This window comes from Streptosporangium heterodermiicola (assembly GCF_051390675.1).
Lineage (GTDB): Bacteria > Actinomycetota > Actinomycetes > Streptosporangiales > Streptosporangiaceae > Streptosporangium.
In genome coordinates this window covers 235,327-260,301 of sequence record NZ_JBPJSR010000010.1, presented here as the reverse complement: position 1 = coordinate 260,301, position 24,975 = coordinate 235,327, and the positions used below count along the sequence as shown (strand labels likewise).

The 24,975-nt window shown below is 69.0% G+C and carries 23 protein-coding genes; 13 read left to right on the top strand and 10 right to left on the bottom strand.

Features of this window, described 5'->3' with window-relative positions:
- Positions 1–117 precede the first annotated feature (117 nt).
- The 3 genes from ACSC1Q_RS22995 to ACSC1Q_RS22985 all read right to left on the bottom strand — a co-directional run bounded on the left by ACSC1Q_RS22995 (position 118) and on the right by ACSC1Q_RS22985 (position 3,561).
- Entirely contained in the window at positions 118–675 is a 558-nt protein-coding gene (locus ACSC1Q_RS22995; RefSeq protein ID WP_436760764.1) for a DUF6461 domain-containing protein, read from the bottom strand.
- A 144-nt stretch (positions 676–819) separates the two neighbouring features.
- Positions 820–1,911: a DDE-type integrase/transposase/recombinase gene (locus ACSC1Q_RS22990; protein ID WP_436760855.1), complete on the bottom strand. Its 1,092-nt coding sequence runs from the start codon at positions 1,909–1,911 to the stop codon at positions 820–822.
- Between the two features lie 1,164 nt (positions 1,912–3,075).
- Positions 3,076–3,561: a GntR family transcriptional regulator gene (locus ACSC1Q_RS22985; RefSeq protein WP_436760763.1), complete on the bottom strand. Its 486-nt coding sequence runs from the start codon at positions 3,559–3,561 to the stop codon at positions 3,076–3,078.
- Between the two features lie 107 nt (positions 3,562–3,668).
- On the opposite strand from ACSC1Q_RS22985, the gene ACSC1Q_RS22980 reads away from it, so the two are divergent.
- Positions 3,669–3,992, top strand: a complete 324-nt coding sequence (locus ACSC1Q_RS22980; protein ID WP_436760762.1) for a hypothetical protein — start codon at positions 3,669–3,671, stop codon at positions 3,990–3,992.
- A gap of 207 nt (positions 3,993–4,199) precedes the next feature.
- Here the strand turns inward: ACSC1Q_RS22980 and ACSC1Q_RS22975 are convergent, their stop codons facing one another.
- The 3 genes from ACSC1Q_RS22975 to ACSC1Q_RS22965 form a co-directional block, all read right to left on the bottom strand.
- Positions 4,200–4,856, bottom strand: coding sequence for a JAB domain-containing protein (locus ACSC1Q_RS22975; RefSeq protein ID WP_436760761.1), 657 nt, complete (start codon positions 4,854–4,856; stop codon positions 4,200–4,202).
- A 295-nt stretch (positions 4,857–5,151) separates the two neighbouring features.
- Positions 5,152–6,219, bottom strand: a complete 1,068-nt coding sequence (locus tag ACSC1Q_RS22970) for a glycerophosphodiester phosphodiesterase family protein (RefSeq protein WP_436760760.1) — start codon at positions 6,217–6,219, stop codon at positions 5,152–5,154.
- Positions 6,220–6,553: 334 nt separating this feature from the next.
- Entirely contained in the window at positions 6,554–7,276 is a 723-nt protein-coding gene (locus ACSC1Q_RS22965; protein WP_436760759.1) for a GntR family transcriptional regulator, read from the bottom strand.
- 620 nt (positions 7,277–7,896) lie between these two features.
- On the opposite strand from ACSC1Q_RS22965, the gene dapA reads away from it, so the two are divergent.
- Positions 7,897–8,823 carry a 4-hydroxy-tetrahydrodipicolinate synthase gene (dapA, locus tag ACSC1Q_RS22960; protein WP_436760758.1) on the top strand — a complete coding sequence of 309 codons (927 nt, stop codon included), beginning with the start codon at positions 7,897–7,899 and terminating at the stop codon, positions 8,821–8,823.
- Between the two features lie 164 nt (positions 8,824–8,987).
- Complete coding sequence (locus ACSC1Q_RS22955) at positions 8,988–10,673, top strand: ribonuclease J (RefSeq protein WP_436760757.1); 1,686 nt, start codon at positions 8,988–8,990, stop codon at positions 10,671–10,673.
- 196 nt (positions 10,674–10,869) lie between these two features.
- Here ACSC1Q_RS22955 and ACSC1Q_RS22950 read toward each other — a convergent pair whose 3' ends face one another.
- Positions 10,870–11,550, bottom strand: coding sequence for a hypothetical protein (locus tag ACSC1Q_RS22950; protein ID WP_436760756.1), 681 nt, complete (start codon positions 11,548–11,550; stop codon positions 10,870–10,872).
- A 223-nt stretch (positions 11,551–11,773) separates the two neighbouring features.
- On the opposite strand from ACSC1Q_RS22950, the gene kduI reads away from it, so the two are divergent.
- The 4 genes from kduI (at position 11,774) to ACSC1Q_RS22930 (ending at position 14,406) form a co-directional block, all read left to right on the top strand.
- Positions 11,774–12,586: a 5-dehydro-4-deoxy-D-glucuronate isomerase gene (gene kduI / locus ACSC1Q_RS22945; RefSeq protein ID WP_436760755.1), complete on the top strand. Its 813-nt coding sequence runs from the start codon at positions 11,774–11,776 to the stop codon at positions 12,584–12,586.
- Complete coding sequence (locus tag ACSC1Q_RS22940; RefSeq protein WP_350972729.1) at positions 12,586–13,323, top strand: SDR family oxidoreductase; 738 nt, start codon at positions 12,586–12,588, stop codon at positions 13,321–13,323. Before kduI ends, ACSC1Q_RS22940 begins: the two co-directional genes overlap by 1 nt.
- 17 nt (positions 13,324–13,340) lie before the next feature.
- Positions 13,341–14,117 carry an IclR family transcriptional regulator gene (locus ACSC1Q_RS22935; protein WP_436760754.1) on the top strand — a complete coding sequence of 259 codons (777 nt, stop codon included), beginning with the start codon at positions 13,341–13,343 and terminating at the stop codon, positions 14,115–14,117.
- A gap of 103 nt (positions 14,118–14,220) precedes the next feature.
- The gene (locus tag ACSC1Q_RS22930; protein WP_364149232.1) at positions 14,221–14,406 is read left to right on the top strand and encodes a tautomerase family protein; all 186 of its coding nucleotides are present in this window, start codon (positions 14,221–14,223) and stop codon (positions 14,404–14,406) included.
- Positions 14,407–14,768: 362 nt separating this feature from the next.
- Here the strand turns inward: ACSC1Q_RS22930 and ACSC1Q_RS22925 are convergent, their stop codons facing one another.
- Complete coding sequence (locus ACSC1Q_RS22925) at positions 14,769–16,283, bottom strand: sodium:solute symporter family protein (RefSeq protein ID WP_436760753.1); 1,515 nt, start codon at positions 16,281–16,283, stop codon at positions 14,769–14,771.
- A 220-nt stretch (positions 16,284–16,503) separates the two neighbouring features.
- On the opposite strand from ACSC1Q_RS22925, the gene ACSC1Q_RS22920 reads away from it, so the two are divergent.
- The 6 genes from ACSC1Q_RS22920 to ACSC1Q_RS22895 all read left to right on the top strand — a co-directional run bounded on the left by ACSC1Q_RS22920 (position 16,504) and on the right by ACSC1Q_RS22895 (position 23,583).
- Positions 16,504–19,041 carry a DNA translocase FtsK gene (locus ACSC1Q_RS22920; protein ID WP_436760752.1) on the top strand — a complete coding sequence of 846 codons (2,538 nt, stop codon included), beginning with the start codon at positions 16,504–16,506 and terminating at the stop codon, positions 19,039–19,041.
- Between the two features lie 343 nt (positions 19,042–19,384).
- Entirely contained in the window at positions 19,385–20,143 is a 759-nt protein-coding gene (locus ACSC1Q_RS22915; protein ID WP_436760751.1) for a helix-turn-helix domain-containing protein, read from the top strand.
- A 180-nt stretch (positions 20,144–20,323) separates the two neighbouring features.
- Entirely contained in the window at positions 20,324–21,733 is a 1,410-nt protein-coding gene (rimO, locus tag ACSC1Q_RS22910; RefSeq protein WP_436760750.1) for a 30S ribosomal protein S12 methylthiotransferase RimO, read from the top strand.
- A gap of 25 nt (positions 21,734–21,758) precedes the next feature.
- Positions 21,759–22,364: a CDP-diacylglycerol--glycerol-3-phosphate 3-phosphatidyltransferase gene (pgsA, locus tag ACSC1Q_RS22905; protein ID WP_436760749.1), complete on the top strand. Its 606-nt coding sequence runs from the start codon at positions 21,759–21,761 to the stop codon at positions 22,362–22,364.
- 160 nt (positions 22,365–22,524) lie between these two features.
- On the top strand, positions 22,525–23,028 hold the full coding sequence (locus ACSC1Q_RS22900) for a CinA family protein (RefSeq protein WP_436760748.1): 504 nt from the start codon (positions 22,525–22,527) through the stop codon (positions 23,026–23,028).
- A gap of 207 nt (positions 23,029–23,235) precedes the next feature.
- Positions 23,236–23,583: a helix-turn-helix domain-containing protein gene (locus ACSC1Q_RS22895; RefSeq protein WP_030904158.1), complete on the top strand. Its 348-nt coding sequence runs from the start codon at positions 23,236–23,238 to the stop codon at positions 23,581–23,583.
- Here the strand turns inward: ACSC1Q_RS22895 and ACSC1Q_RS22890 are convergent.
- Together ACSC1Q_RS22890 and ACSC1Q_RS22885 are read right to left on the bottom strand one after the other, a co-directional pair.
- Positions 23,580–24,371: an Fpg/Nei family DNA glycosylase gene (locus ACSC1Q_RS22890; RefSeq protein WP_436760747.1), complete on the bottom strand. Its 792-nt coding sequence runs from the start codon at positions 24,369–24,371 to the stop codon at positions 23,580–23,582. The two genes, ACSC1Q_RS22895 and ACSC1Q_RS22890, sit on opposite strands and share 4 nt — an antisense overlap.
- Before the next feature lie 153 nt (positions 24,372–24,524).
- A complete protein-coding gene (locus ACSC1Q_RS22885) occupies positions 24,525–24,974 on the bottom strand; it encodes an RrF2 family transcriptional regulator (RefSeq protein WP_436760746.1) in 450 nt (149 codons plus the stop codon).
- Between the last annotated feature and the right edge of the window lies 1 nt (position 24,975).

The following is a 24,975-nucleotide window of genomic DNA, read 5'->3' as shown; positions in this document are numbered from 1 at the left end:
ACGTGTGGCCGGGGCGGCGATGATCAGCGATCAGGAGAGTTCCGGGGCTCCTCCACATCGTGGGCGAGGCCCCGGCCCGGCGCGCGCTCGCCGCGGATGTCTTCGATCGTCGCAAGATCATGGCGAGAACGAGTCGAGGTCTTCCCACAGCAGCCAGCGATGTTTTTTGGTGAGCCACTCACTGTCAAGTCGTTCGCCGGTCAGACGCTCACAGATGGTGAGTGCGGAAACCTTGACCGAGAATTCGTCATCGAGGGACAGGTCATGCAGGAACGGGTCGAGGCGATGTGGATCGATTCCAGATCTATGGACAGAATCCCAAAGGGAAAGATTCGTAACGCGTTCCGATGCTACGACGTAATCCAATTTGTAGACGTTGAAACCACACAGAAAAGCAATTGCCTGGTCGTCCGCCGAAAGCGCACTCCATATCTCTACATCTGATCCCCGGTAGCCGTCCGGCTCGATGGTGACGACCCACTCTCCCAGTTCGCCGACTATCGCGGTGCAGGCCTCTCCGGCGATTTCTCGCGCTTCGAATCCCTGGATCGTGGCGTCAATGAAATCAAGCCGACGGCCGGTGTCGATGCCGCTGCCGAAGATCGCGGCGACCCGCTCCAGGCTGACTCCCCGGGACCAAGTCATGCACAGGGATTCCTCGAACCACTGGGACACCAGGCTCCGATAGTGACTCTGTACTTCGTCTGGCAAGATCAAAACCTCCAAGGGGTGGCGGGATGCCGCCTGGTCGGCGGGACTTGCGGTCCGACCAGGCGGCATCCGTAACACGCATATTTCAGGTCTGCTTAATCTCTGGATTCAGAGTCGCTGTGGCTCGACAAAGAAGTGGTCACCGTGAAGGACGCGATATCTGTCCCAGAAAATAATCTGGGTTGCTCCTGCCGCCGTGTTCGCCCTTTCGCCGATGTATCTGAGAGAGAAATCCCGTCCGTTCCATCCCGCACCTTGGACAGACCTCGCGTACGGGAACTCGTCGCATTGTTTGGGCATTTTGGTTACGGGATCCGGCGCCCTGTCGGCATCGGTGAAGGGAGATGTGTAACCGTACCTGCCTTGGCAGTATCCGTTCTTGACTCTTACGTTCTTGTCGTATGTCTCTTTGCCTGCCGCACGTGTGATGAGAAGTCCGTCGAGAGAGTATCCGGGAACCTTTTTTAGGGGGGCAAAAGGTTTTGTTATCGATGGATGGTTGAATGCATCCCAGATGTGGTCTGAATGCTCCTTGATATTGTTCTTGATATTTTTCCCGTTGTATTGGATGTGGCTTGTTCTAGCCAGCTTCCAGGTGGGATAACCTCCCTGGAAGACGCATCCACTGTAGTGGTTCTTGATGAGGTCGGAAGTATCGCACCGGACAGTTGGCTGCCCTGCGAATCCGGCTGGGTGATGTACCCCGAGTTCGGTTGAGTCGGCTTGGTTGACTCTCACGCGGACCAGACGTTCAAATAGAGCATCTCGAAGGCACTGTGTCGCCGTTGCTGGTTGTGGAAGATCTCCAGGTACTCGAAGATCGCATTTGTCGGCTCGACCCGGGTCTTCCATCGCTTTCGGTTGAGCAGCTCGGTCTGCATCCGTCCCCCAGAACGACTCGATGACGGCATTGTCGAAGCGGTCACCGATCGATCCCATAGACGGGACCAGGCTGGAGGCTTTGGCGCGCTGGGTGAAGGCCCAGGAGGTGAATTGCACCCCGTGATCGGAGTGGATCAGCGTTCCAGGCGGCGGTGTGCGGTTATGGATGGCCATGCCGAGTGCATTGGTGACCAGTGCGGCGGTCTGGCCGGCATCGATGGACCAGCGCACCACCCGGTGAGAGTAAACGTCCAAGACGACACAGCAATAGACCTTGCCCTCGCGGGTGGAATGCTCGGTGATGTCGGTGACCCACAGCTCGTTGGGGCATCCCGGGCCAACCGGCGCTCGACCAGGTCCGCGGCAGCGGGGGTTTGATGAACAGGCCGGCGACGTCGGTTGCCCGGCAAGTCTTTGATGCCGGCCCGGTGCGTCAGCATGGTCACCGCGCCGTGCCTGACCGCGATGCCGCGCCCCAGGGTGAGTTCAGCGTGTACCCGTCGGCCGCCGTAGACGCTTGTTGGATGTGGCGTGCAGCTGCCGGATCTCGTCGGTTGGCCAGGCGTGCCGGAGCGTCCGGGCTGAGGGCGGCCGGTCTTTCCAGGCCTGGAAGCCCGACTCCGAGGCGTCCATGATGCGGCAACAGGCCTGGATGAGGAGCCCCTCGGCGTCCATCGCCGCGATGGCCTCGAACCGTCTTTTGGAGCACCGCCTCTGTCAACAGTTCGGCGGCACGCCTAGTCACAGCCAGCTCGGTCTCCAGCTCAGCAATCTTGCGCCGGGCCGCGACCGGTTCGGTGTGGCGGGAGGAGGTGATGCCGGGCTTTTGACCGGTGTCGATCGGCTCCTGGCCGCGCCAGTTGCAGATCGTCCGGTCGCTGATCTGTAGATCGAAGGCCACTTGCCGCAGGGGCCGGCCGGCTTGCAACGGGTCCAGGACCTTGTGGCGGAACTCAGGGGGATGTCTCCTTACCCTGCTGACCTCTCCCGAAGGGGGCAGAGGCAGGTAAGTCAACCAAAGCGACTCCACGAGAGCCGGGGTATATCAAAGCCTCCAGCAATCCCGGCGCGGTTCAGGGCTTAAAATGTAGGCCATCCAAGCCGGGGCTCAGGTGGCGGTTTGCAATTCGGGGCCGCTGTGGATGAGGTCGCGTAGCCAGCGTTACGTGTTTGCGATCAACGAGAAGCCGTAGCTGGTGATAGCCGCGCTGCTCGGTCGTCGTCACTGTTGGTGTGATGACGGGAAGTCGGTGGCCTGTGCGTGCGGAGCCGATTTTGCTTGCGGCACCTTATTTTCTCGGAACGGTATGCCCTGCGGGATGGCCGTCTCTGTGATTCGTCAACAGATTATTTCGTGGTCTGGAGGTGTGGAGACGTGCCGCTCTCATGATTCAGCGTCTTGGACGCTGTCCTTAGGTCCTGGTATGCGACCAGTCGCTACGATTGCTAGACCTATAGGTAGGAGGTTTGTTGCTCAGTCGCTTACTTTGTCGCCTCGGGCCACTCTTCGACGGGCGTCACGTATGTGCCGCGATACGACACGGTGAAGACCCATCCCTGGTCGCGCAGGAACGCCATCGCCTGGCGCACGGTGGCCTTGGCGACGCCGTGCTTCTGCATGAGTTCTTTCTCGCTGGGCACCCGCCGGTTCGGGCGTAGCTCGCCTGCCTGAATCTGACGCCGTATATCGGCTGCGATCTGCTGATATACGGGGATCTGGTCCTCTGGCCGTGGGGTTCCGGGCTCCCCGACGAAGGTTCCTTCTCCCTGGACCGTGTACGCCAGGCCCTGCTCGCGCAACTCCCTAGCGACTCGACGTGCCGTCGTCCTGGCGATGCCGTATTCGACTTCGAGTTCCGTCTCGCTGGGCACGGCCTCACCAAGGCCGAGATCGCCCGTCTCGATGCGCGCACGGATCATCTCGGCGACCTGTTTGTAGACCGGGACGGGGCCTTCACGGTCAAGCATGCCCGCATCATAGACCACAAGGTACGTATACCCACAAACTAGACATCTGCTTAACCTATGGATAGGTGACCTAGACCACTGGTGAGTGCATGAACTATGATGACCCCGTGAGCACGTGGGGGATGGGAGTCCTCGTGGTGGCCGGGGTGCCGGGTGGGCGGCATCACGGGCATCACGTGGCGCCGTTGCAGGTGGGCTACGAGCCGATCGACTGGAGGCCCGAGCGGCCGAGGGCCGACCGGTCGCGCGTCAAGGAGCACACCTGTGACTGCCTTCCCACCTTCTACGAGCTCTGTCAGGCGGGCGGGCTGATGTTCGTACGGCGAACGGAACGGGCGAGAAAGGGAGTGGTCGTGCACGAGTCGCCCTGGGTGGTCGCCAAGCGGACGCAGGAGTTGTGGCTTCGGCTCCTGATGGGCGCCGCCCACTGACGGTCGGGCGCCGGGAGGAGGACGACTCCAGACCGGCGCCCACGAAAAGCCCCCGACTCCCTGAAGGAGGCCATGTCGTCCAGGGAGGTCGGGCGGCGGTCCCGCATCGGTCGGAGGGTCCGGTGCGGGACCGCCGGACAGCGGCCCGGCAGGCGTCCCTTCCCACACTCACCTGCCGGGCTCGTCTCTTGTCGCGGATTCTCCCGCTCATGGGGGAACGCGGCGCCAGGCGGTGTCGGTGACGACGAGGTGGTCGAGGAAGCGCAGGCCGAGGGTCTCGGCGGCGTCGCGCAGGCGGGCGGTGACCTCCAGGTCCGCGGGGCTGGGGTCGAGGGAGCCGCTGGGATGGTTGTGGGCGAGGCCGAAGGAGGAACCGCCGGAGGTGAGGACGGTGCTCATGATCTCGCGGACCGGAGCGGGCGCGTGGTCACTGCCGCCCTCGCTCACGATCGTCTTGCGGGTCACCGCGCCGCTCGGGTCGCACACCACGACGACCACCCGCTCGTGGCTGAGGCCGCGCAGGAGCGGGGCCGCCACGGCGGCCAGGTCCCCGGAACAGGTGACGCGGCGGCGCTCGGGCTCGGCCTGCGCCTGCCGTACGAGATGGAAGGCGGCGATGACCCTGGCCGCCTTCGCGGGGCCGATGCCGGGCACCCGCATCAGGCGGTGGGCGTCGGAGCGGGCCAGGCCGTGCAGGTCGCCGCAGTGGGCGATCAGGTGGGAGGCGAGCTCCATCGCGTTGGCGCCCCGGCTGCCGGAGCCGATCAGCAGGGCGAGCAACTCCCGGTCGGCCAGCGCCGTCGCCCCGCCGGACAGGAGGCGCTCGCGCGGCTGGTCGTTGGCGGGCATGTCCTTGACGCGCAATCGGCACCTCCGGCTCGGGAAACCAGGTCGGTTCTACCAGGTGGCGCCGACATTCCGGCCGGGTGGCGAGAGGGCGGGCGGCGGTCCCGCACCGGTCGGAGGTGACGGTGCGGGATCGGTGCGGGACCGTGCGGGGTCGCCGTACAGCGGCCCGGGGAGCGTCTCTTCGCGCACTCGCCCGCCGGGCTCCCCGTCCAGGGGGAACCCGGCGCCGGGCGGTGTCGGTGCGGTCGCGAGACCGGCGCGGGACCACCGGCCGGGGCTGCCCGGAGACCGGCGCGGCCCCCGGCCGGGACTACCTGCGGAAGTACTGCCGGGGAAGCCTGAAGCCGCGGTCGGACATCACCTTCCGCAGGCGGTCGGGGTAGTCGGTGATGATGCCGTCGACGCCGTCGTCGATGAGCTTGTTCAGCGTCGGCTCGTCGTCGACGGTCCACGGGATCACCTTGATGCCGAGGCGGTGCGCCTGGTCGACCATCTCCTTGGTGACGTAGGGCTGATAGCCGGGGTCGGTGATCTTCCCGTTCTGCGGGGTGCCGTGCACGGGGGAGAAGGCGGTCGCGCCGAAGGACTTGATCGCCTTGAGCGGGTCGCCGCCGAAGTCGTCGATGTCGATCCCGCCGAGCCAGGGGGACGCGCCGGGCTGTCCGGTCTGGAGGAAGTCCCGGTTGGTCAGGGCCACGAGGGGCAGCCTCCGGTCGACCTGGCGCATCCGCATCAGGGCGCCCCAGTCGAAGCTCTGGACGGTGACCTGGCGCCGCATCCCGGCCCTGCGGATCTCGGCCGCCGTGACCTGGACGAACTGCTCCCTGGGAGCCGTCTGCTCCGGCGCCCCTGCCTCGACCTTGGTCTCGACGTTGAGCATGACGTCGTGCGCGCGATAGCGCTTGACCAGGTCGAACACCTCGCTCAGCAGAGGCATCCGGGCTCCGGGGTCCGGCCGCTGGCCGGGGAACTCCGCCAGCGTCTGGCTGCCGCAGTCCATGGTCCTGACCTGCGCCAGGGTCAGCGTGTTGACGAACTTGCCGACGTACGGGAACTCGGGGTCGCCGTCGAACGCGGGGGCGGTGTCCCGGCACTTCCTGCCGTTGACCTGCCGGTCGTGGGTCACGACCGCCCTGCCGTCCTCGGTGATCTGCACGTCGAGTTCGAGTGTGCCGACCCCGACCTCCAGCCCGTTGGCGAACGAGGCGAGGGTGCTCTCCACGACCAGCCCCAGCCCACCCCGGTGGGCCTGCAGGTCGAGGGTGCGGCGGTGGTGCCTGTCGCCGTCGCGGTCCCCGTCGGCGACCGCCGTTCCGGACAGCGCCCCCACCGCGACACCGATCGTCGCGATCACTGTGGCCGCACGCCATCTACGCATCTGTTGTCCCTCTTCGTGGCTGATCCGTCAGAGGAACGGATCATGGTTGGACGATCCGTTCCGTCCGAGGGTCGGCCACACGTACGGCCAGAGGGGATATTGCAACTGAAGAGACTTTTAAGGCTTTGTGAGCGTTTCCCCGGGGTGATCGTTTCCCCGGGGCCGGTGTGGCGTCGCGGGTCGGCGGACATCCTTCCGGCCTTCCCTGACGGCTTCCGGGCTCGCCGCGACAGGCGACAGGCGATGGGTGATGCGCGAGGGCCGCGACACGAGACGGCGAGGACCCGCCCCCGGCCACGCGGAAGTGCCCGCGCCGGCCTTTGGACCCGGGGTGTCAGGGGTGCAGGGGGTGGTTGTAGACGAGGCGGAAGCGGTCGCCGGGGATGACGATGTCGCTGGTCTCCACCGGGCGGTCTCCGGCCCAGTGGGTGCGCTCGACGTGCAGGACCTGGACGCCCGCGGGCAGGGCGAGGGCGTCGCTCTCGGCCGGTTGCGGGACGCGGGTGTATACCTGCTCGACGATCTCGGTGACCTTGACGCCGACGGCCGACAGGCGGGCGACCAGGCTCCGGGGGCTCTCCTCCGCGGTCTCGCCGAACTCGGCGGGCTCGTAGGAGGTGGCGAGCTGGATCGGCTTGCCGTCGCCGCGGAAGACGTACCGGGTGCGGGTGACCGGGGCCGACTCGTCCAGCCTGAGGCGGTGGGCGATGTCGGGGGTGGCTCCGGCGGGCTCGGCCCGCCAGTCCCAGGTGGCCCGGGTGCCCTGCGACTGGATGTCCATCCCGAAGGGGGCGTGGTGGTCGTGGAAGCGCCATCGATGCAGGGGGAGCAGCACCGGTTGTTCTCGTACGTAGTGACCCGAGCCGACGCGGCCGACGATCAGGCCCTCGGCGACGAGCACGCGCAGCGCGTGCCGGGCGGCCGTCTCGCCCACGCCGTACTTCCTGGTCAGCTGGGCGCGCGAGGGGATCGAGGCGCCGGGGGAGAGGGAGCCGTCGACGATCTGGCGCCGGATGTCGGCGACGACGCGCAGGTAGACAGGATCGGAGCTTGCCACGTGTCCATCCCTGGGGGTCTGGGGCGTTGTCCCATCCTGTCGTATTCAATGCACAACGCAGGGTAATGGCTCCGGTTTGGAGCTCCAACTTTACCGTCGCTCCCAGAAGTGGCCAAAAATATCTCAGAGACCCTGTAACGCCCGCGTAAGGAACGCCGATTCAACGGTAGAGGTCGTCGATGTGTGTACCCCCGAGCACATATCGGCGGCCTCTTTTCGTTCAAGGATGTCCTCGCCGCTGCCAAAGCGGACAAAGTTCTAGTTATTTCACGTAATCGGGCGCGAAGTGGGGTTGATGCCGCTTCTCGGCCGCTTCGCTTCCCGGCGGTGACCGGCCTCACTCTCCTCGGCCCGGCCCTCGACGGCGAGCGTCCCGGTCCCTCCTGTCCCCTCCCTCCCCTTGACGCCCGGCCAGGTCGGCGTTCCGCCTCGCGTACGACAGGCTTGAACGGCCCGCCCGGAGCGTCGGCCGGGATCCGTCGCCGCGAAGGTGTATATCCGCGTGTACGGTGTGCAGCGGGCACCTCGGGGGGATGTTCGCTCTTGGGCCCATCGGTGGACGGAGGTTAGGCGGGGTGGCGGGGTCCAGCGTTTCAGCGGATCCAGGTAGCGTTCGGTCTATGGCAGCGCCAACTGGAACCTCCGACGCCCCCTTCGGCCGCATGCTGACCGCGATGGTCACACCGTTCACGAGTGACGGAGCGGTCGACTACGAGACAGCGGGGCGCCTCGCCACCTACCTGGTGGACGAGCAGCGCAACGACGGCGTCGTCGTGAGCGGCACGACGGGGGAGTCCCCGACGACCACCGACGACGAGAAGGAGCGCCTGCTGCGCGCCGTCGTCGAGGCGGTCGGCGACCGCGCCACGGTCGTCGCCGGAGCCGGGACCAACGACACCCACCACAGTGTCGAACTGGCCAGAGCCGCCGAGCGCGCCGGGGCCGACGGCCTCCTGCTGGTGACGCCGTACTACAGCAAGCCCCCCCAGGAGGGGATCTATCGCCACTTCACCACCGTGGCGGACGCGACGGCCCTGCCGGCGATGCTCTACGACATCCCCGGCCGGAGCGGGGTGCCGATCCAGGGCGAGACGCTGGCGCGGCTCGCCGGGCACGAGCGGATCGTCGCGGTGAAGGACGCCAAGGCCGACCTGTTCGAGGGGTCGCAGATCATCGCGTCCACCGGACTGGCCTACTACTCGGGTGACGACACGCTCAACCTGCCGTGGCTGTCGGTGGGGGCCGTGGGGTGCGTCAGCGTGATCGGCCACGTCGTGGGCGCGGAGATCGCCGCGATGATCGAGGCGTACCGCTCCGGGGACGTCGCGGGCGCGCTCGCCGTCCACCGCAGGCTGCTTCCCGTGGTCTCCGCGATCATGATGCAGGCCGGTGGCGCGATCATGGCGAAGGCGGCGCTGTCCCTGGTCGGGCAGCCCGCGGGACCGATGCGGCCGCCCCTGGTGGAGGCGACCCGGGAGCAGCTCGCGAGGCTGCGCGAAGACTTGATCGCGGGCGGTGTGAAGCTGTCCGACGAAGTTGTGACATGAGATAAAACGCCGCGGCCCTCACCGGCCGCATTCGGGAGGAACGAGAGTTTGCGAGAAAGAAGACACGACGGTCCGCTGGGGGACGGAGTGCTCGGCGAGGGAGTAGTCCTGCTGCCCACGAGGGCCCCCGTCGCATGTGAGACCTCTGAGAGAGGTGTGGCCGGATGAGTCACCCCCACCCCGAACTCGGGCTGCCGCCCGCGCTGCCCGAGGGGGCCCTGCGCATCGTCGCGCTGGGCGGTCTCGGCGAGATCGGCCGCAACATGGCCGTGTTCGAGTACGAAGGCCGTCTGCTGATCGTCGACTGCGGGGTCCTCTTCCCCGAGCCCGACCAGCCCGGCATCGACCTGATCCTGCCCGACTTCGAGTACATCCGGGACCGCCTGGACGACATCGAGGCCGTGGTCCTGACCCACGCGCACGAGGACCACATCGGTGCCGTGCCCTACCTGCTGCGCGAGCGCCGCGACATCCCGATCGTGGGATCGAAGCTGACGCTGGCGCTGATCGAGGCCAAGCTCACCGAGCACCGCATCCAGCCGACCAAGCGTGAGGTCGTGGAGGGGGAGCGGCACCGGTTCGGGCCGTTCGAGTGCGAGTTCCTCGCCGTCAACCACTCCATCCCCGACGCGCTGGCCGTCGCGATCAGGACGCCCGCGGGCATCGTCCTGCACACCGGCGACTTCCGGATGGACCAGCTGCCCAGCGACGGGCGGCTGACCGACCTGGGCGGCTTCGCCAGGCTCGGCGCCGAGGGCGTCGACCTGCTGATGTCCGACTCGACCAACGCCGAGGTGCCGGGCTTCGTCACCAGCGAGCGGGAGATCGCGCCGATCATCGACGAGGTCATCCGCACAGCGGGCAAGCGGGTGATCGTGGCGAGCTTCGCCTCCCACATCCACCGTGTCCAGCAGGTCATCGACTCGGCGGAGAAGCACGGCCGCAAGGTCGCGCTGGTCGGCCGCTCGATGGTGCGCAACATGGGCGTCGCCCGCGACCTGGGCTACCTGAGGGTCTCGCCCGGCCTGATCGTCGACTCCAAGGAGATCGAGGGCTGGCCGCCGGAGGACGTGGTGCTGATCTGCACCGGGTCCCAGGGCGAGCCGATGGCGGCGCTATCGCGCATGGCCAACCGCGACCACCCGATCCGCATCGCCGAGGGCGACACGGTCCTGCTCGCCTCCTCGCTGGTGCCGGGCAACGAGACCGCGGTCAACAACGTGATCAACGGGTTGTCGCGCTGGGGTGCCCGCGTGGTGCACAAGGGCAACGCGAAGGTGCACGTCTCCGGGCACGCCGCCGCGGGTGAGCTGCTGTACGTGCTCAACCTGACGCGGCCGTCCAACTTCATGCCGGTGCACGGCGAGTGGCGCCACCTGCGGGCGCACGCCAAGCTCGCCGCGCTGACCGGGGTGCCCGACGACCACATCGTGATCGCCGAGGACGGCGTCGTGGTGGACCTGGTCGACGGCCGGGCCAAGATCGTGGGCGCGGTTCCGGCCGGTTACGTCTACGTGGACGGCACCTCGGTGGGCGACGTCACCGACTTCGCGCTGAAGGACCGCCGCATCCTGGGCGAGGAGGGCTTCATCTCCGTCGTCATCGTGGTCGACACCGCCACCGGCAAGCTCGCCGGGGGCCCGGAGATCCACGCCAGGGGATCCGGCATCGACCCGGCCATGTTCGACGACATCCTGCCGCAGGTCGAGAGGGCCCTGCAGGAGAACGCGGCCGACGGGGTGGTGGACATCCAGCAGGTCCGCCGGGTGGTCCGCAGGACCGTGGGGCGCTGGGTGAGCGACACCTACCGCCGCCGCCCGATGATCATTCCCGTGGTGGTCGAGGTCTGACCCTCGCACCGTACGGCGGCCTCACCGGCCGCCGTACGGGCCGGATTCTTACTACGCCGGATTCTTGCTACCGCGCCCGTCGTCGTACGGGCGCGGGCGCCGGTCCTCCGGGCTTTCCTCGTAATGGGGCGGCAGACCACCCCGCGGTCTTCGGCGGGCCTTCCCCGTGCCTGGGCAGCGGGCCTTCCCGTGCCGGTCAGCAGACGCCGCGCAGGGAGCAGACCTTGGCGGCCATCTTCCTGGCGTCCTTCAGCTGCCTGGTGAAGTCGGAGCCGCGCACCTTGCCGTACTCGCCCGCCAGCAGGTAGATCGCGACGGCCCGGCCCTCGCGTACGACGACGGCCCGCTGCCCGCCGACGACCGGGCGCACGCCCTTGGCGTCGTAGCCCTGGAGGGTGATCCGCACGGCCCGGTCCCCGATGCGGACGGGGTCGGCCCAGGTTTTGGTGACCGTGTTCTCGTACTTGACGCGGGCGCACCTCTCGACCTGTCCGAGGAGCCCGGCCATCGCCTTACGCGCGGCCGCCGTGGAGCGGTAGATCACCAGTTGCTCGCCGGAGTGGTGCTCGGGGGCCTGGTAAGTGACGGTCCGCACGGCCACCCGGTCGCGGTCGGCGGGGCGGCGCAGGTCACACGGGTTGATCTCCAGGTTCGTCCCCAGCCTGTCGCCGATGGTCCACTTCTCCTCTTCCGGATATCTCACCGGCTCGCGGGCCTGGGGCTCGTGCAGCAGGAAGTTCCTCGGGATTCCCGCGGCGGTCGTTCCCGCCGTGGTCCTTCCCGCTTCTCCCGTCTCGGCGAGGGCGGTGCCGCCCGTGAGGGCGGCGGTCGCGAGGACCGTGCCCGCCGCTACCAGCCGGATCGTCGTTCGTGCCATGCCGGTCGTCATCGATCTTCCCCGTCCGTTCGGTGGCGGTCCCTTGTGTGGCCCATATGTGGGACCCGGTCCGGGCGGGAAAAGTTCGCGTTCCGGGGATCGTTTTCCGGGTGCCCGTGCGTGGCGGGAATCGCGGTGAGTGCGCGGGGAAGGGGGCCGTTGTATGCTCACAGTGTTCTATGTAGCAGCTTCTAATTTCATGTAATAGAACAATGGAGGGGCGATGGAGGTACGGCACGCCACGGCACCCGACCAGGTCACCGGGGCGACGACCGAATGGCTGCGCCGCCGGTTCCTGGTGGAGCAGCTCTTCGTGCCCGGGGAGGTGCGGCTGCTCTACTCCCACGAGGATCGCATCGTGGTCGGCGGGGCCCTGCCGGACGACGGGCCGCTGAGACTGCACTGTCCCGACCCGCTCAGGTCGGAGTACTTCCTGGAGCGCCGAGAGCTCGGCGTGGTCAACATCGGCGAGCCCGGCACGGTGACCGTCGACGGCACCGCGTACCCCCTGGGCGCCAAGGAGTGCATCTACGTCGGCAGGGGCGCCCGCGAGGTGGCCTTCGAGGGGGGTGCCTTCTATCTGGTCTCCACCCCCGCGCACGCCGCCCTCCCGACGGTCGCCGCGACCCTGGAGGACGCCGAGCCGGTACGGCTGGGCGGCCAGGACGGCTCCAACGATCGGACGATCTACAAGTACGTCCACGCGAAGGGCATCCAGAGCTGTCAGCTCGTGCTCGGCGTGACCGTGCTGGAGCCCGGCAGCATGTGGAACACCATGCCCTGCCACACCCACGAGCGCAGGACCGAGGTCTATCTCTACTTCGACCTGCCGCCCGGCGAGCGGGTGATCCACCTGATGGGACGGCCCGACGAGACGCGCAACCTCGTCGTCGCCGACCGGCAGGCGGTCGTCTCCCCGTGCTGGTCGGTGCACTGCGGCTTCGGCACGAGAAGCTACTCCTTCGTCTGGGCGATGGGCGGGGAGAACCAGGCCTTCGAGGACATGGAGCAGGTCGAGATCGGCGAGCTGCGCTGATGTTCTCACTGGAGGGCAGGACCGCGCTCGTCACCGGCGCGCGGACCGGGATCGGCCGGGCCCTGGCGGTGGGCCTGGCGGCGGCGGGGGCCGACATCGTGCTGCACGGCCGCGACGACGACCTGGACGAGGTCGAGGCGGAGGTCCGCAAGACCGGCAGGCAGGCCTCCCGGTGGGTCCTCGACCTGTCGGACCCGCGGGCCGTCCCCGAGGCGGCCGGGCGGCTGGGCCCGGTCGACGTGCTGGTCAACAACGCCGGGATCATCCGCAGGGCCCCGGCCGCCGAGCACTCCCACGAGTCCTTCCGCGAGGTGCTCGACGTCAACCTGGACGCGGTCTTCCTGCTCAGCCAGGTCCTCGGGGCGCGGATGCTCGCCCGGGGCTCCGGGAAGATCATCATGATCGCCTCCATGCTGTCCTTCCAGGGCGGCGTCAACGTCGTCGGCTACACCGCCGCCAAGCACGGCGTCGCCGGTCTCACGCGGGCGCTGGCCTGCGAGTGGGCGGGCTCGGGGGTGCAGGTCAACGCGATCGCCCCCGGCTACATCAGGACCGGCAACACCGAGCGGCTCTGGGACGACCCCGCGCGGGAGGCCGAGATCAGGGGCCGCATCCCCGCGGGCCGCTGGGGCACCCCGGAGGACCTCGTGGGCGCCGCCGTCTTCCTGGCGTCCGGCGCCTCCGACTACGTCAACGGGCACCTGCTGGCCGTCGACGGAGGCTGGTTGGCGCGCTGACCAGTAGGCTCACGATCGTGGTCAGGGAAGGCAGTTCCATCGACAAGGCGCTGGCGGTGCTGGAGGCGATCGCCGAGCACCACCGCGTAACCGACATAGCCGCCGCGACGGGCGTGTCCAAGTCGACCGTCCATCGCATCCTCCAGTCGCTCGTCGAGTGGGGGTTCGCGCGGGCCGACGGCCGTGGCGGCTACGAGCCCGGCCCCCGGATCCTCACGCTGGCCGGCCGGGTCATGAACCGCTTCGACCCGGCCCGCCAGGCCTCCGGCGCGCTCAACGCCCTGCACGAGCGGATCGGCTACACCACGCACTTCGCGATCCGCAGCGGGGACGAGGCCGTCTACGTCGACAAGCTGGAGGGCCGGCGTCCCTACCAGATGCCGTCCCGCGTCGGGATGAGCCTGCGCCTGCACTGCACCGCGATCGGCAAGGCGGTCCTCGCCCAGCTCGGCGCCGACGAGGTCCGCGCCATCTGCGCCCGTACGGGCATGCCCGCCCCGACCCCCACCACGCTGGCGACGCCGGAGGACCTGCTGGCCGACCTGGCGTTGGTACGGTCCCGCGGCTACTCGCTCGACAACGAGGAGAACCTGCCCGGCATCCTCTGCGTGGGCGCCCCGGTCTTCGACCACACCGGGCAGGTGCTCGGCGGCATCTCCATCTCCGCCCTCGCGATGGACATGGGACGCGACGACCTGGAGCGGTTCGCGCCCGACGTCGTCGCCGCGGCCCGCGAGGTCTCCGCCGCCCTCGGCGCCCCGGGCGCTCCCGCCGCCCAAGCCCTCAACGGCTGAGCCGGTCGTGTCCCGCTTCCTCGGGTCGGTTACGGTCTCCAGTTGTTCCATGTAATGGAATGTGGTCTCATGTTATGCAACAACCTGAGCCTGGAGGATCAGCATGCCGAACATCACCGTGGAACTCCTGTCCGGCAGGACCCTCGACCAGCGCCGCGAGTTCGTGGCGGCGCTGACCGAGGCGGCCGTGGACATCCTGAAGGCGCGTCGCGAGGCGGTACGCGTCGTCTTCACCGAGATCGAGAAGTCGGACGTGGCCAACGGCGGCGTCCTGGAGTCCGACAAGTAGTCCCGAGGTCCGACAAGCAGCCCTGAAGCTCGACGGGTGGCCGGGGTCCGGCGTGTGACCGGAGCCCGGCGCGTGACTGGAGCCCGGCGCGTGGCCGGAGTCCGGTGAGCGCTCGGAGTCCGGCGAGTGGCCGAGCCCGCTGAGTACATGGAGCCCGGTAAGCGGTCCGGCGGGGGCCCGGCCCCCGGGCCGGACGAATTCCCGGTTCGCGTGTTTCCCTTCCCCTCCCGGTGGAAGGAGCATGTTCCCGGGCGGGCGGGTCCTGGAGCCCGCCACGCCCGGGGACGAACACGGCCGCCCGCCACGCCCGAAGGCCCCCACCGCGTCGTGGGGGCCCGGGCCTTGCCGGGGGGAGGGAGCCGTCAGCCGACGGCTCCGGCACGCCGCTGCTGCTCCGGGTCGGTGGACCCGGGCTCGGTGGACAGGGAGTCGACGAGCGCGTCGCGGTCCTCGCGGTTCTCCGGCCTCAGGAACCCGATCGCCACGTACAGGACCAGCGAGGTCACCAGCGGCACGCCGACGACCATCGCCGTGTCCTTGGACTCGATGATCCACTTGACGTACGCCCAGACGCCCAGCCCGGCGGCCCAGGAGACGATGGCCGCCGTCGGGCCGCTGCGCTTGAACCACGGCAGCATGCCCAGCATCAGCGGGATGGAGATCGGCCCCATCGTCGCCGCGACCAGGTCGACGACGATCTTCAGCACGACGCCCTGGCCCTCGGTCGAGATCGCGATCGCCATGCTGATCAGGACGAAGGTGAACGTGGTCACCCGGGCGAAGGTCAGCTCGGCCCGCGCCGACAGCTCGCGCACCCTGCGGACGATCACCGGGGCGATGTCCCTGGTGATGACCGAGGAGATCACGTTGGCGTCGGAGGCGACCATGGCCATGGTGTGCGAGAAGAAGCCCGCGAGCACCAGCCCGATCACGCCCTGCGGCAGCAGGGTCTGCGCCAGCTTGACGTACGCCTCCTCGGCGTTGGCCAGGCCCGGCACGATGAGCGGCGCGGCGAACATCGGGATGAACAGGATCAGCGGCCAGACCAGCCACAGCGCGCTGGACAGCAGCGCCGAGCGCTTCGCGGCCGAGCCCGAGGGGGAGGCCATGTAGCGCTGGGCCAGGTTCCACATGCCGCCGTTGTACTCGAAGGTCTTGATGAAGAGCAGGGCGAGGAAGAACGTCGTGGTGTACGGCCCGGCGAACGGCTCCCCGTGTCCCGGGGGCAGCTTGTCCCACATGGTCCACAGGGTGGCGACGCCGTCCAGCTGGGCCATGATCGCGATGAACATGGCGATGCCCGCGACGCCCTGGATGACGAACTGCCCGAAGTCGGTGAGCACGTCGGCCCAGAGCCCTCCGGCGGTGATGTAGATCAGCGTGACGGCCCCGGTGACCAGGATGCCCCACTGGATCGGGATGCCCGCGAAGCCCTTGAGCAGGATCGCGATCGCCACCCATTTGGCCGCGATGTCCACGACCTTCAGCAGCGCGCCGCTGTAGGCCAGCACCTGCTGGGTCGGCAGGTTGTAGCGCCGGGCGAGGTACTCCAGCGGGGAGACCACGCCGTGCTTGGAACGGAGCCGGTTCCAGCGGGCCGCCCAGACGAAGGCGCCGGTCCCGACGCCGAGGCCGATCGTCAGCGCCCACCAGACGTACATCGCGAGCCCGTAGTTGTAGGCCACGGCCGCGAACGCCACGAACATGATCGCGCTGTATCCCGACATGTGGTGCGAGATGCCGGACAGCCACCAGGGGATACGGCCCCCGGCGGTGAAGAAGTCGATCACGGTTTTGATGCGGCGCTTCGACCACACGCCGATACCGATCATGACAAGGAAGTACGCGCCCAGAACGGACCAGTCGAGTGCGGACATGTGTCTCCTCCCAACGCCCTGTTGGTGAGGAGGTTCTACTACATGAAACGCAATGTCAATACATGGAATGGAAGACGCTTTCCAGTCGACCAATGGGGCCTTTGGTGCTCCCCATCACTGTTCACGAAGTATCGCCCGATCTTGTGAAACGTCGGCGAGGGTCGGGCGGCTGCGGCGAGTCGGCGCGCAATCCACCACCCGTCTCGTTAACCTCCCTAACATGGCCACCCGTACGTCTAAAGGCTCCTCAGGAAAGCCCCCCGGCAAGGGGTCCTCCGGCCGTTCGGGCGCCTCCCAGGCCCGTACGGCCCCCGCCAGGCGGGCGCCCGCAGGCCGGGGGAGGAGCGCGGGCCAGGCCCGCAAGCCCTCGCCCCAGCACGACCCGATCAGCTGGGTGCTCATCATGATCGGCAAGCTGTTCATGGGCATCTGGATGCTCCTCGCCGGGGGCATCGGCGGCGCCGCGCGTGCCCTGGGGCAGAACGCCCGCGAGCTCGACCCCGTGCACCGCCGCGACGGGCTCGGCCTGGCGGTGTTCGCCGGGGCGGTCGTGCTGGCCGCGATGACCTGGCGGAAGAACACCGGCACGGTCTCCACCGTGGTCGACGGCGTCATGCGCGGCGTCTTCGGCTCGCTGACCTGGGTGATCCCGATCCTTCTCGTGCTGCTGGCCTGGCGGCTGCTGCGTCACCCCGACCAGAACGCCGACACCGGCCGGATGATCATCGGCTGGTCCGCCCTGACCATCGGAGTGCTCGGCGTCGTGCACGTCGTCCACGACACGCCGTACCCCTCGGGGGGCAGCTCCGACGGCATGGACAAGGTGTCGGCCGCCGGAGGCATGATCGGCTTCATCGTCTCGGCGCCCCCGGCGAGCATCCTGCCGTCCTTCATCACCATCCCGCTGCTGCTGATCCTGTCGGGCTTCGGCATCCTGGTGATCACCGCGACGCCGGTGCACCGGGTCCCCGAGCGGCTGGCCGAGATCCGGCACATGCTCTTCAACCGCGACCAGCCCCCCACGCCGCGCGTGTCCAGGAGGAAGCCCGCCACCCGCAAGAAGGCGGAGCCCGAGGGCGCCGAGCTGGGCGACCACGTCAAGCCCTACGACACCCCCCTGGTCGCGGAGACCCCCGGCGGACCCTCCGGGCACTCGCCGGAGATCGTGCCCGGCCTGGTGGACGACGAGCCCGCCGAGGCCGTGGCCGGAGCAGAGTCGTCGGCGTCGTTCGCGCCTCCCGAGCCGACCCCGGCCCCGCGCAAGGTCGAGCAGCTCGTCCTGTCGCCCCAGGCGGGCCCGTACACCCTGCCCGAGCCGCAGCTCCTGCGCCCCGGCACCGCGCCCAAGCCGCAGACGAAGGCGAACACCGTCGTCGTCAACGCGCTGACCAGCGTGATGGAACAGTTCATGATCGACGCCCAGGTGATCGGCTTCACCCGGGGGCCGACGGTGACGCGCTACGAGATCGAGCTCGGCCCGGCGGTCAAGGTCGAGAAGGTCACCGCGCTCACCAAGAACATCGCGTACGCGGTCAAGTCAGCTGATGTCCGGATTTTGTCCCCGATCCCCGGCAAATCGGCGATCGGGGTCGAGATCCCCAACACCGACAAGGACCTCGTCTCGCTGGGCGACATCCTGCGCTCCCCGGTGGCCCAGGCCGACCACCACCCGATGATCGTCGGGCTCGGCAAGGACGTCGAGGGCCGCACGATAGTGGCCAACCTGGCAAAAATGCCGCACTTGCTCATCGCGGGCGCCACCGGCGCGGGAAAGTCGGTCTGCGTCAACGGGCTGATCACCTCGATCCTGATGCGGGCCACCCCCGACGAGGTCCGCATGGTCCTGGTCGACCCCAAGCGGGTCGAGCTCAGCGTCTACGAGGGCATCCCGCACCTCATCACGCCGATCATCACCAACCCCAAGAAGGCCGCCGAGGCGCTGGAGTGGGTGGTCGGGGAGATGGACCGCCGCTACGACGACCTGGCCGCCAGCGGCTTCCGGCACGTCGACGACTTCAACAAGGCGGTCCGCACCGGCAAGCTGGTGCCGCCGCCGGGCAGCGAGCGGGTCTACCAGCCCTATCCGTACCTGCTGGTGATCGTCGACGAGCTCGCCGACCTGATGATGGTCGCCCCCCGCGACGTCGAGGACTCCATCGTCCGCATCACCCAGCTCGCCCGCGCCGCCGGGATCCACCTGGTCATCGCGACCCAGCGCCCCAGCGTGGACGTGGTCACCGGACTGATCAAGGCCAACGTGCCCTCCAGGCTCGCCTTCGCCACCTCCTCGCTCGCCGACTCCCGGGTCATCCTGGACCAGCCGGGCGCCGAGAAGCTCGTCGGGCAGGGTGACTCGCTCTTCCTGCCGATGGGCGCCAGCAAGCCCATGCGGCTGCAGAACGCCTTCGTCTCCGAGAAGGAGATCGGCGAGATCGTCGGGCACTGCAAGGCGCAGATGGCGGTCGAGTACCGCGACGACGTGGCCGCCGCGACGGCCGTCAAGAAGGAGATCGACGAGGACATCGGCGACGACCTCGACCTGCTGGTCCAGGCGGCCGAGCTCATCGTGACCACCCAGTTCGGCTCGACCTCGATGCTCCAGCGCAAGCTCAGGGTCGGCTTCGCGAAGGCGGGCCGCCTGATGGACCTGCTGGAGAGCAGGAACGTCGTCGGCCCCAGCGAGGGGTCGAAGGCGCGGGAGGTCATGGTCAAGCCGGACGAGCTCCCCGGCCTGCTGATCGACCTGCGCGGAGGCTGACGGCGCCGTACGGGAGACTCCCGGTGACCCGCGCGGGGAGCGGCGCGCGCCGTGCGGGAGGTTCCGACCGGCCTGTGCGGTGCCGTACGGGCTCCGGGCGGCCTGTGCGAGGGCCGGCGGTGCTGTGCGGGAGGCTCCCGGCGGCCCGCGCGGGGGAGTCGCCGCCACCCTGGCCGGTGCGCTTCGGGGGGTGCCGGTACATGCCGGTGTATACCGTCCCTCGACCGGCCCGCCCGGGAATGACGGCGCCGTACGGGAATGGGACCCCCGCCGCGCATCCTCCGCACGGTTACTGATTGAATAGGTATCGCTACGCAACGTCGGGGGCTGAGAGGCGTGCGCCATGGGCATTGGAAGCGATCTGGCGGATGCCCGGCGGTCAATGGGGATGACCGTCGGGCAGTTGAGCGCGCGGACACGCATTCGCGAAGTGCTCATCCAGGCAATCGAGAGGAATGACTTCTCCCAATGTGGGGGAGATTTCTACGCGCGGGGCCACATAAGAAACATCGCCAAGATCGTCGACCTCGATCCCGAGGCGCTGGTGCACCGCTACGACGAGCAGCACGGGGGCGTGCCGCTGCCGGTGCGGGCCTCCAGCGTCTTCCAGGCGGACATGCCACTGAAGATCCGTGAGCGCCGCTCGCCCAACTGGACGACGGCGATGGCGGTGGCCCTGGGCATCGTGGTCATCTTCGGCGTGGTGCGGACCATGGGCGGGGGCGACACCCCCGTGGCGGATCTGCGTCCGATGCCGGTGCCCGCCGTGCCGCCACCGCCCGCGGCCGGTGGCCCCGACTCGCCGCGCCGGGCCGCGTCGCTGGCCGAGGAGCGTCGGCGGCGCGACATGGTCGTCCTCCAGGTCAGGGCGAAGCGCACCTCCTGGCTCGACGTACAGGACGCGACCGGCAAACGGCTCTTCTCCGGGACGCTCGCGGCGGGCAAGACCTCGACCTGGAAGGCGAAGACCGGGATGCGGGTCACCTTCGGCGACGGGGGAGCCGTCTCGCTGAAGGTGAACGGCAAGAACCTGGGCACCCCCGGCCGCCGGGGACAGGTCGTGAACCGTTCCTACGAGGCCCCCGCCACCAAGAAGCGCTAGGTCACGCCGTACGAGGCCCTCTTTCGGGGAACCCCCGGGCGTCCGTCTCGCCGGGGTCCGGCCAGCCGTTCCGGCCGTCCCGGCGGCGGGACATCCGGTGCCGGGCAGGGGGTGCGGCGGTGCCTGAATGGGGGGAGGTGCATCGGGTGGTGGCCAACTCCCGATACCGTAGTGTTCACCATGTCATCCCGCCGAACCGCATCGCTGATCACGCTTGGTTGCGCACGCAACGAGGTCGACTCCGAGGAACTCGCCGCTCGTCTTGAGGCTGCCGGTTGGCAGCTGGGCGACGACGACCCCGACGTCGTCGTCGTCAACACGTGCGGCTTCATCGACTCGGCGAAAAAGGACTCCATCGACACGCTGCTCGCCGCGGCCGACTCCGGGGCCAAGGTGGTCGCCGCGGGCTGCATGGCGGAGCGGTACGGTGACCAGCTCGCCGACGCGCTGCCCGAGGCCGCCGCCGTCATCTCCTTCGACGACTACACCGACATCGGCACGCGTCTCGACGACGTGCTGGCCGGTAAGTCGCTCGTCCCGCACAGCCCGCGCGACCGCAGGACCCTGCTGCCCATCTCGCCGGTGGAGCGCGCCGCCGCCCCCAAGACGGCCATTCCCGGCCACGGAGAGCTGCCCGAGGGTCTGGCCCCCGCCAGCGGCCCCCGGCCGCTCCGCAAGCGTCTGGGCGACGGCCCGGTGGCCTCGCTGAAGCTCGCCTCCGGCTGCGACCGGCGCTGCACGTTCTGCGCCATCCCCGCCTTCCGCGGGGCGTACGTCTCGCGCGGCGCTGGCGAGCTTCTCGGCGAGGCCGCCTGGCTGGCCGAGCAGGGCGTCAAGGAGCTGGTGCTGGTCAGCGAGAACTCCACCTCCTACGGCAAGGACCTGGGCGACCTGAGGGCGCTGGAGAAGCTGCTGCCCTCCCTCGCCGCGACCGGGGGCGTCGAGCGGGTGCGGGTCAGCTACCTGCAGCCCGCCGAGCTCCGGCCGGGGCTGCTGGAGATCATCGCCTCGACCGAGGGCGTGGCCCCATACTTCGACCTGTCCTTCCAGCACGCCAGCGGCCCGGTGCTGCGCCGGATGCGGCGCTTCGGCGACCCCCGGCGCTTCCTGGACCTCCTGGAGTCGATCCGCGCCCACGCCCCCGAGGCGGGCGTGCGCTCCAACTTCATCGTGGGCTTCCCCGGCGAGACCGAGGAGGAGTTCGGCGAGCTGGTGGGCTTCCTTGAGGAGGCCAGGCTCGACGTGATCGGCATCTTCGGCTACTCCGACGAGGACGGCACCGAGGCGGCCTCGCTGCCCGGCAAGCTCGACCAGGAGGTCGTCGACGCCCGCGTGTCCGCGCTCACCGAGCTGGCCGAGGAGCTCATGGCTCAGCGGGCCGAGGAGCGGATCGGCACCGAGGTCGACGTCCTGATCGAGGAGGACCTGGGCGACGGCGGCTATGAGGGCCGCGCCGCCCACCAGGGGCCCGAGGTCGACGGTTCTGTAACGGTCCAGGGCATCGGGCTGGTCCCCGGCCAGATCGTCCGGGCGATCGTGGTCGACTCGGAGGGTGTCGACCTGATCGCCCGTATCAAGGCGGCCCCATGAACGCGCCGCCGGGCCGGGAGAGCGTATGACCAACACGCCAGAGACCGGCACCGACTCGACCTCGGCATCCGCGCGCCCCAAGGTGAGCGCCTGGAACATCGCCAACGTCGTGACGGTGATACGGCTGGCGATGGTTCCGTTCTTCACGGCCTGCCTCTTCCTGCCGGGGTCCGGCTGGCGGGTCGCGGCGCTGGTGGTCTTCATGGTGGCCTCGCTCACCGACCTGCTCGACGGCGAGCTGGCCCGCCGCTACGGCCTGGTCACCGACTTCGGGAAGATCGCCGACCCGATCGCCGACAAGGCGCTCATCGGCGCCGCCCTGATCAGCCTCTCGGTGCTGGGGGAGCTGCCCTGGTGGATCACCGTCGTGATCCTGGGCAGGGAGCTGGGCGTCACCGGGCTGAGGTTCGCGGTCATCCGGCACGGCGTCATCCCGGCCAGCTACGGCGGGAAGGTGAAGACCGTCCTGCAGATCGCCGCGATCGTCTCCTACATCTGGCCGGGCGTGCCCGACCTGATCCGCTGGGTCGTGATGGGCGCGGCGGCGCTGGTCACCGTCGTCACCGGTCTCGACTACGTGATCCGGGCGATCAAGCTGCGACAGGTCGCGAAACGGGCGCGGGCCATATGAGGCGGGTCGTGGCGGGCTCGGGCCGTATGGTGCTGGTTGTGACGGGCGCGGGCCGTGCGAGGCGGGCAATGGCGAGCCTGAGCCGTGCGAGGCGGGCCGTGGCGGGCGTGGGTCATGTGAGGCGGGCCGTGGCGGGCTCGGGCCGTGTGAGGCGGGTCCTGTGAGTCGGAGCCTGCTCGCGGCCACCGAGGTCCTCGCCCTTCTCGTCCGCAGGGGCGAGACGGTGGCGGTCGCCGAGTCGCTGACCGCCGGGCTCATCTGCGCGTCCCTCACCGGCCCCCCTGGGGCCTCCGCGGCCTTCCTGGGCGGGGTCGTCTCCTACGCCACCGACCTCAAGCACCGGCTGCTGGACGTCCCCGCGGACCTGCTCGCCCGTGAGGGGGCGGTGCACCCGGGGGTCGCCGCCGCGATGGCCGACGGGGTGCGCCGTCTCACCGGTTCCACGTACGGGCTGGCGGCCACCGGAGTGGCCGGTCCCGACCCCCAGGACGGTAAACCGGTGGGCACCGTGCATCTCGCCGTTAGCGGACCTGGCGGGCGGGTATGGCACCGGGATCCGCGGCTCGCCGGGACGCGCGACCAGATCCGGGAGTCGACCGCGAACGAGGCCGTGGACCTTCTTCGAGGTGTGCTGGAGACTAACGTGAGGGAACATTCAGGATGATTACCGCGTTACGTCCCCAGCGAACATGCTCCACATGGTCTGCCGCGTTGTCGGTCCATACAGGTACGGTGGAACGGTGAGTGAGGTAAAGGTCAAGCGATGATGACGGCGAGGAGTATGTACCAAGGGTCGCGTTCGAAGAACGGGCGGCACGAACCGATAGCGCGGAGTGTCGTGAAGGCATCCGCGCCGGGGAGGGAGCGACAGATGGTCCTGCTGCGTCAGCTGCTCGGTGACGTGCTGCGGCGGCTGAGGGTGCGGCAGAGTCGCACCCTGCGTGAGGTGTCCACACTGGCTCGGGTTTCTCTTGGCTATTTGTCCGAGGTGGAGCGTGGTCAGAAGGAGGCCTCTTCAGAGCTGCTCGCGTCGATCTGCGGTGCCTTGGGTGTGCCGCTTTCACAGGTTCTCCGAGAGGTTTCCGATCAGTTCGCCCTCGCCGAGCTGCAGCATGCTCCGGTGCTGGCGGGCGATGTCCCCGAACGGGAGCGTCTGCCGATTCCCGAAACCGTGCCTGATTCCGTCTTCCCCGAGGTCAACGACATGGTCGCCGCCTAGCCGGTCGGTTCTTCCGGCTGGCAGTGACGGCACCAGACGATCAGCCGCTCCTGCGGCTGTGCGCCCATCTCCCCACGACTGATCCGACGCCCGCAGCGTAGGCAAGGCCGCCCGGCCCTGCCGTAGACCCAGGTGCTCCGTCCCGGACGGAGGTCGCCTGTCGTCGTCCTGCTCGGGCGTTCCTTGTTAGCGTCCAGCAGCCGCCACGCGATCGACACGATCGTTCTCAGGTCCTCAACCGTGCCCACGGGGCGCCACGGGGACACTCCGGCGAGGAAAAGCGTCTCGGCGCGATAGATGGTGCCGATTCCCGCCAGGTTGCGCTGATCGAGCAGCGCGACCCCGATGCTCGTCTCAGGCCGTCCCGCCAGCCTTCGCACGGCCTCCGCCTCGTCCCAGTCCTCCCCGAGCAGATCGGGTCCGAGATGCCCGACGAGCCGCGCCTCCTCCGTGGTCGGGACCAGGTCGACCATCCCCAGCCGCACCCCCGCCGCCTGCCACTTCGCGTTGGCCAGCACCAGGCGGACGACGTCGCCCCCGGGCAGCCTCCGCCCCGCGGGTGAGATCTGCCAGCTGCCCTCCATCCGCAGGTGGGTGTGGACGGTCAGCCCGCCCTCGATCCTGGTGAGCAGGTGCTTGCCGCGCGAGACGGTCTCCAGCACCGCGCGCCCGGTCAGGTCGGCCGTGGAGTGACGCGGTACGCGGAAGTCCGAGCGGGTCAGCACCCGCCCGTCGAGCGCCCGGCCGAGCCGCAGCGCGGAGAGGTGGATGACGTCACCCTCGGGCATGGCGCCCGCCTCGGGACATGGGCCGGCTTCGGGATGCGATCCACGCTCGGGACGTGTCCCGGCCTTGTGTGGCGAGCCGGTTCCAGGGCGCGAGCCGCGCCCGGGGTGCGGGCCGGGACGGCCGGATCCCGGTGGGCGGCCACGCCGACACGGTCAGTCCCAGGCCGCGGGGTCGGCCGCCAGGCTGCGGACCCGGTCGGGGAGGGCTCCGGTGGCCACGTTCTCAAGCGTGACCTCCTCCAGGATCGCCCGCTCGCTGGCGCGCAGCGCGATCCAGACCTGCTGCAGCGACTCGGCGGGACCCCGGTAGTCGACGTGCTCGGGCCGTTCCCCCCGGACGTTGGCGAGCGGGCCGTCGACGGCGCGGATCACGTCGGCGAGGCTGATCTCCGCGGGCGGGCGGGCCAGCACGTAGCCGCCCTCGGGGCCGCGCTGGCCGCGTACCAGCCCGGCGCGGCGCATCTGGAGCAGGATGTTCTCAAGATACTTGGGAGGCATGTCCTGCTCCTTGGCCAGCTCACCCACCGTGGTGGGGCCGTCACCCGCGGCGGCGAGTTCGGCGGCGGCGCGGAGTGCATAGTCGACACGAGCGGATAGGCGCATG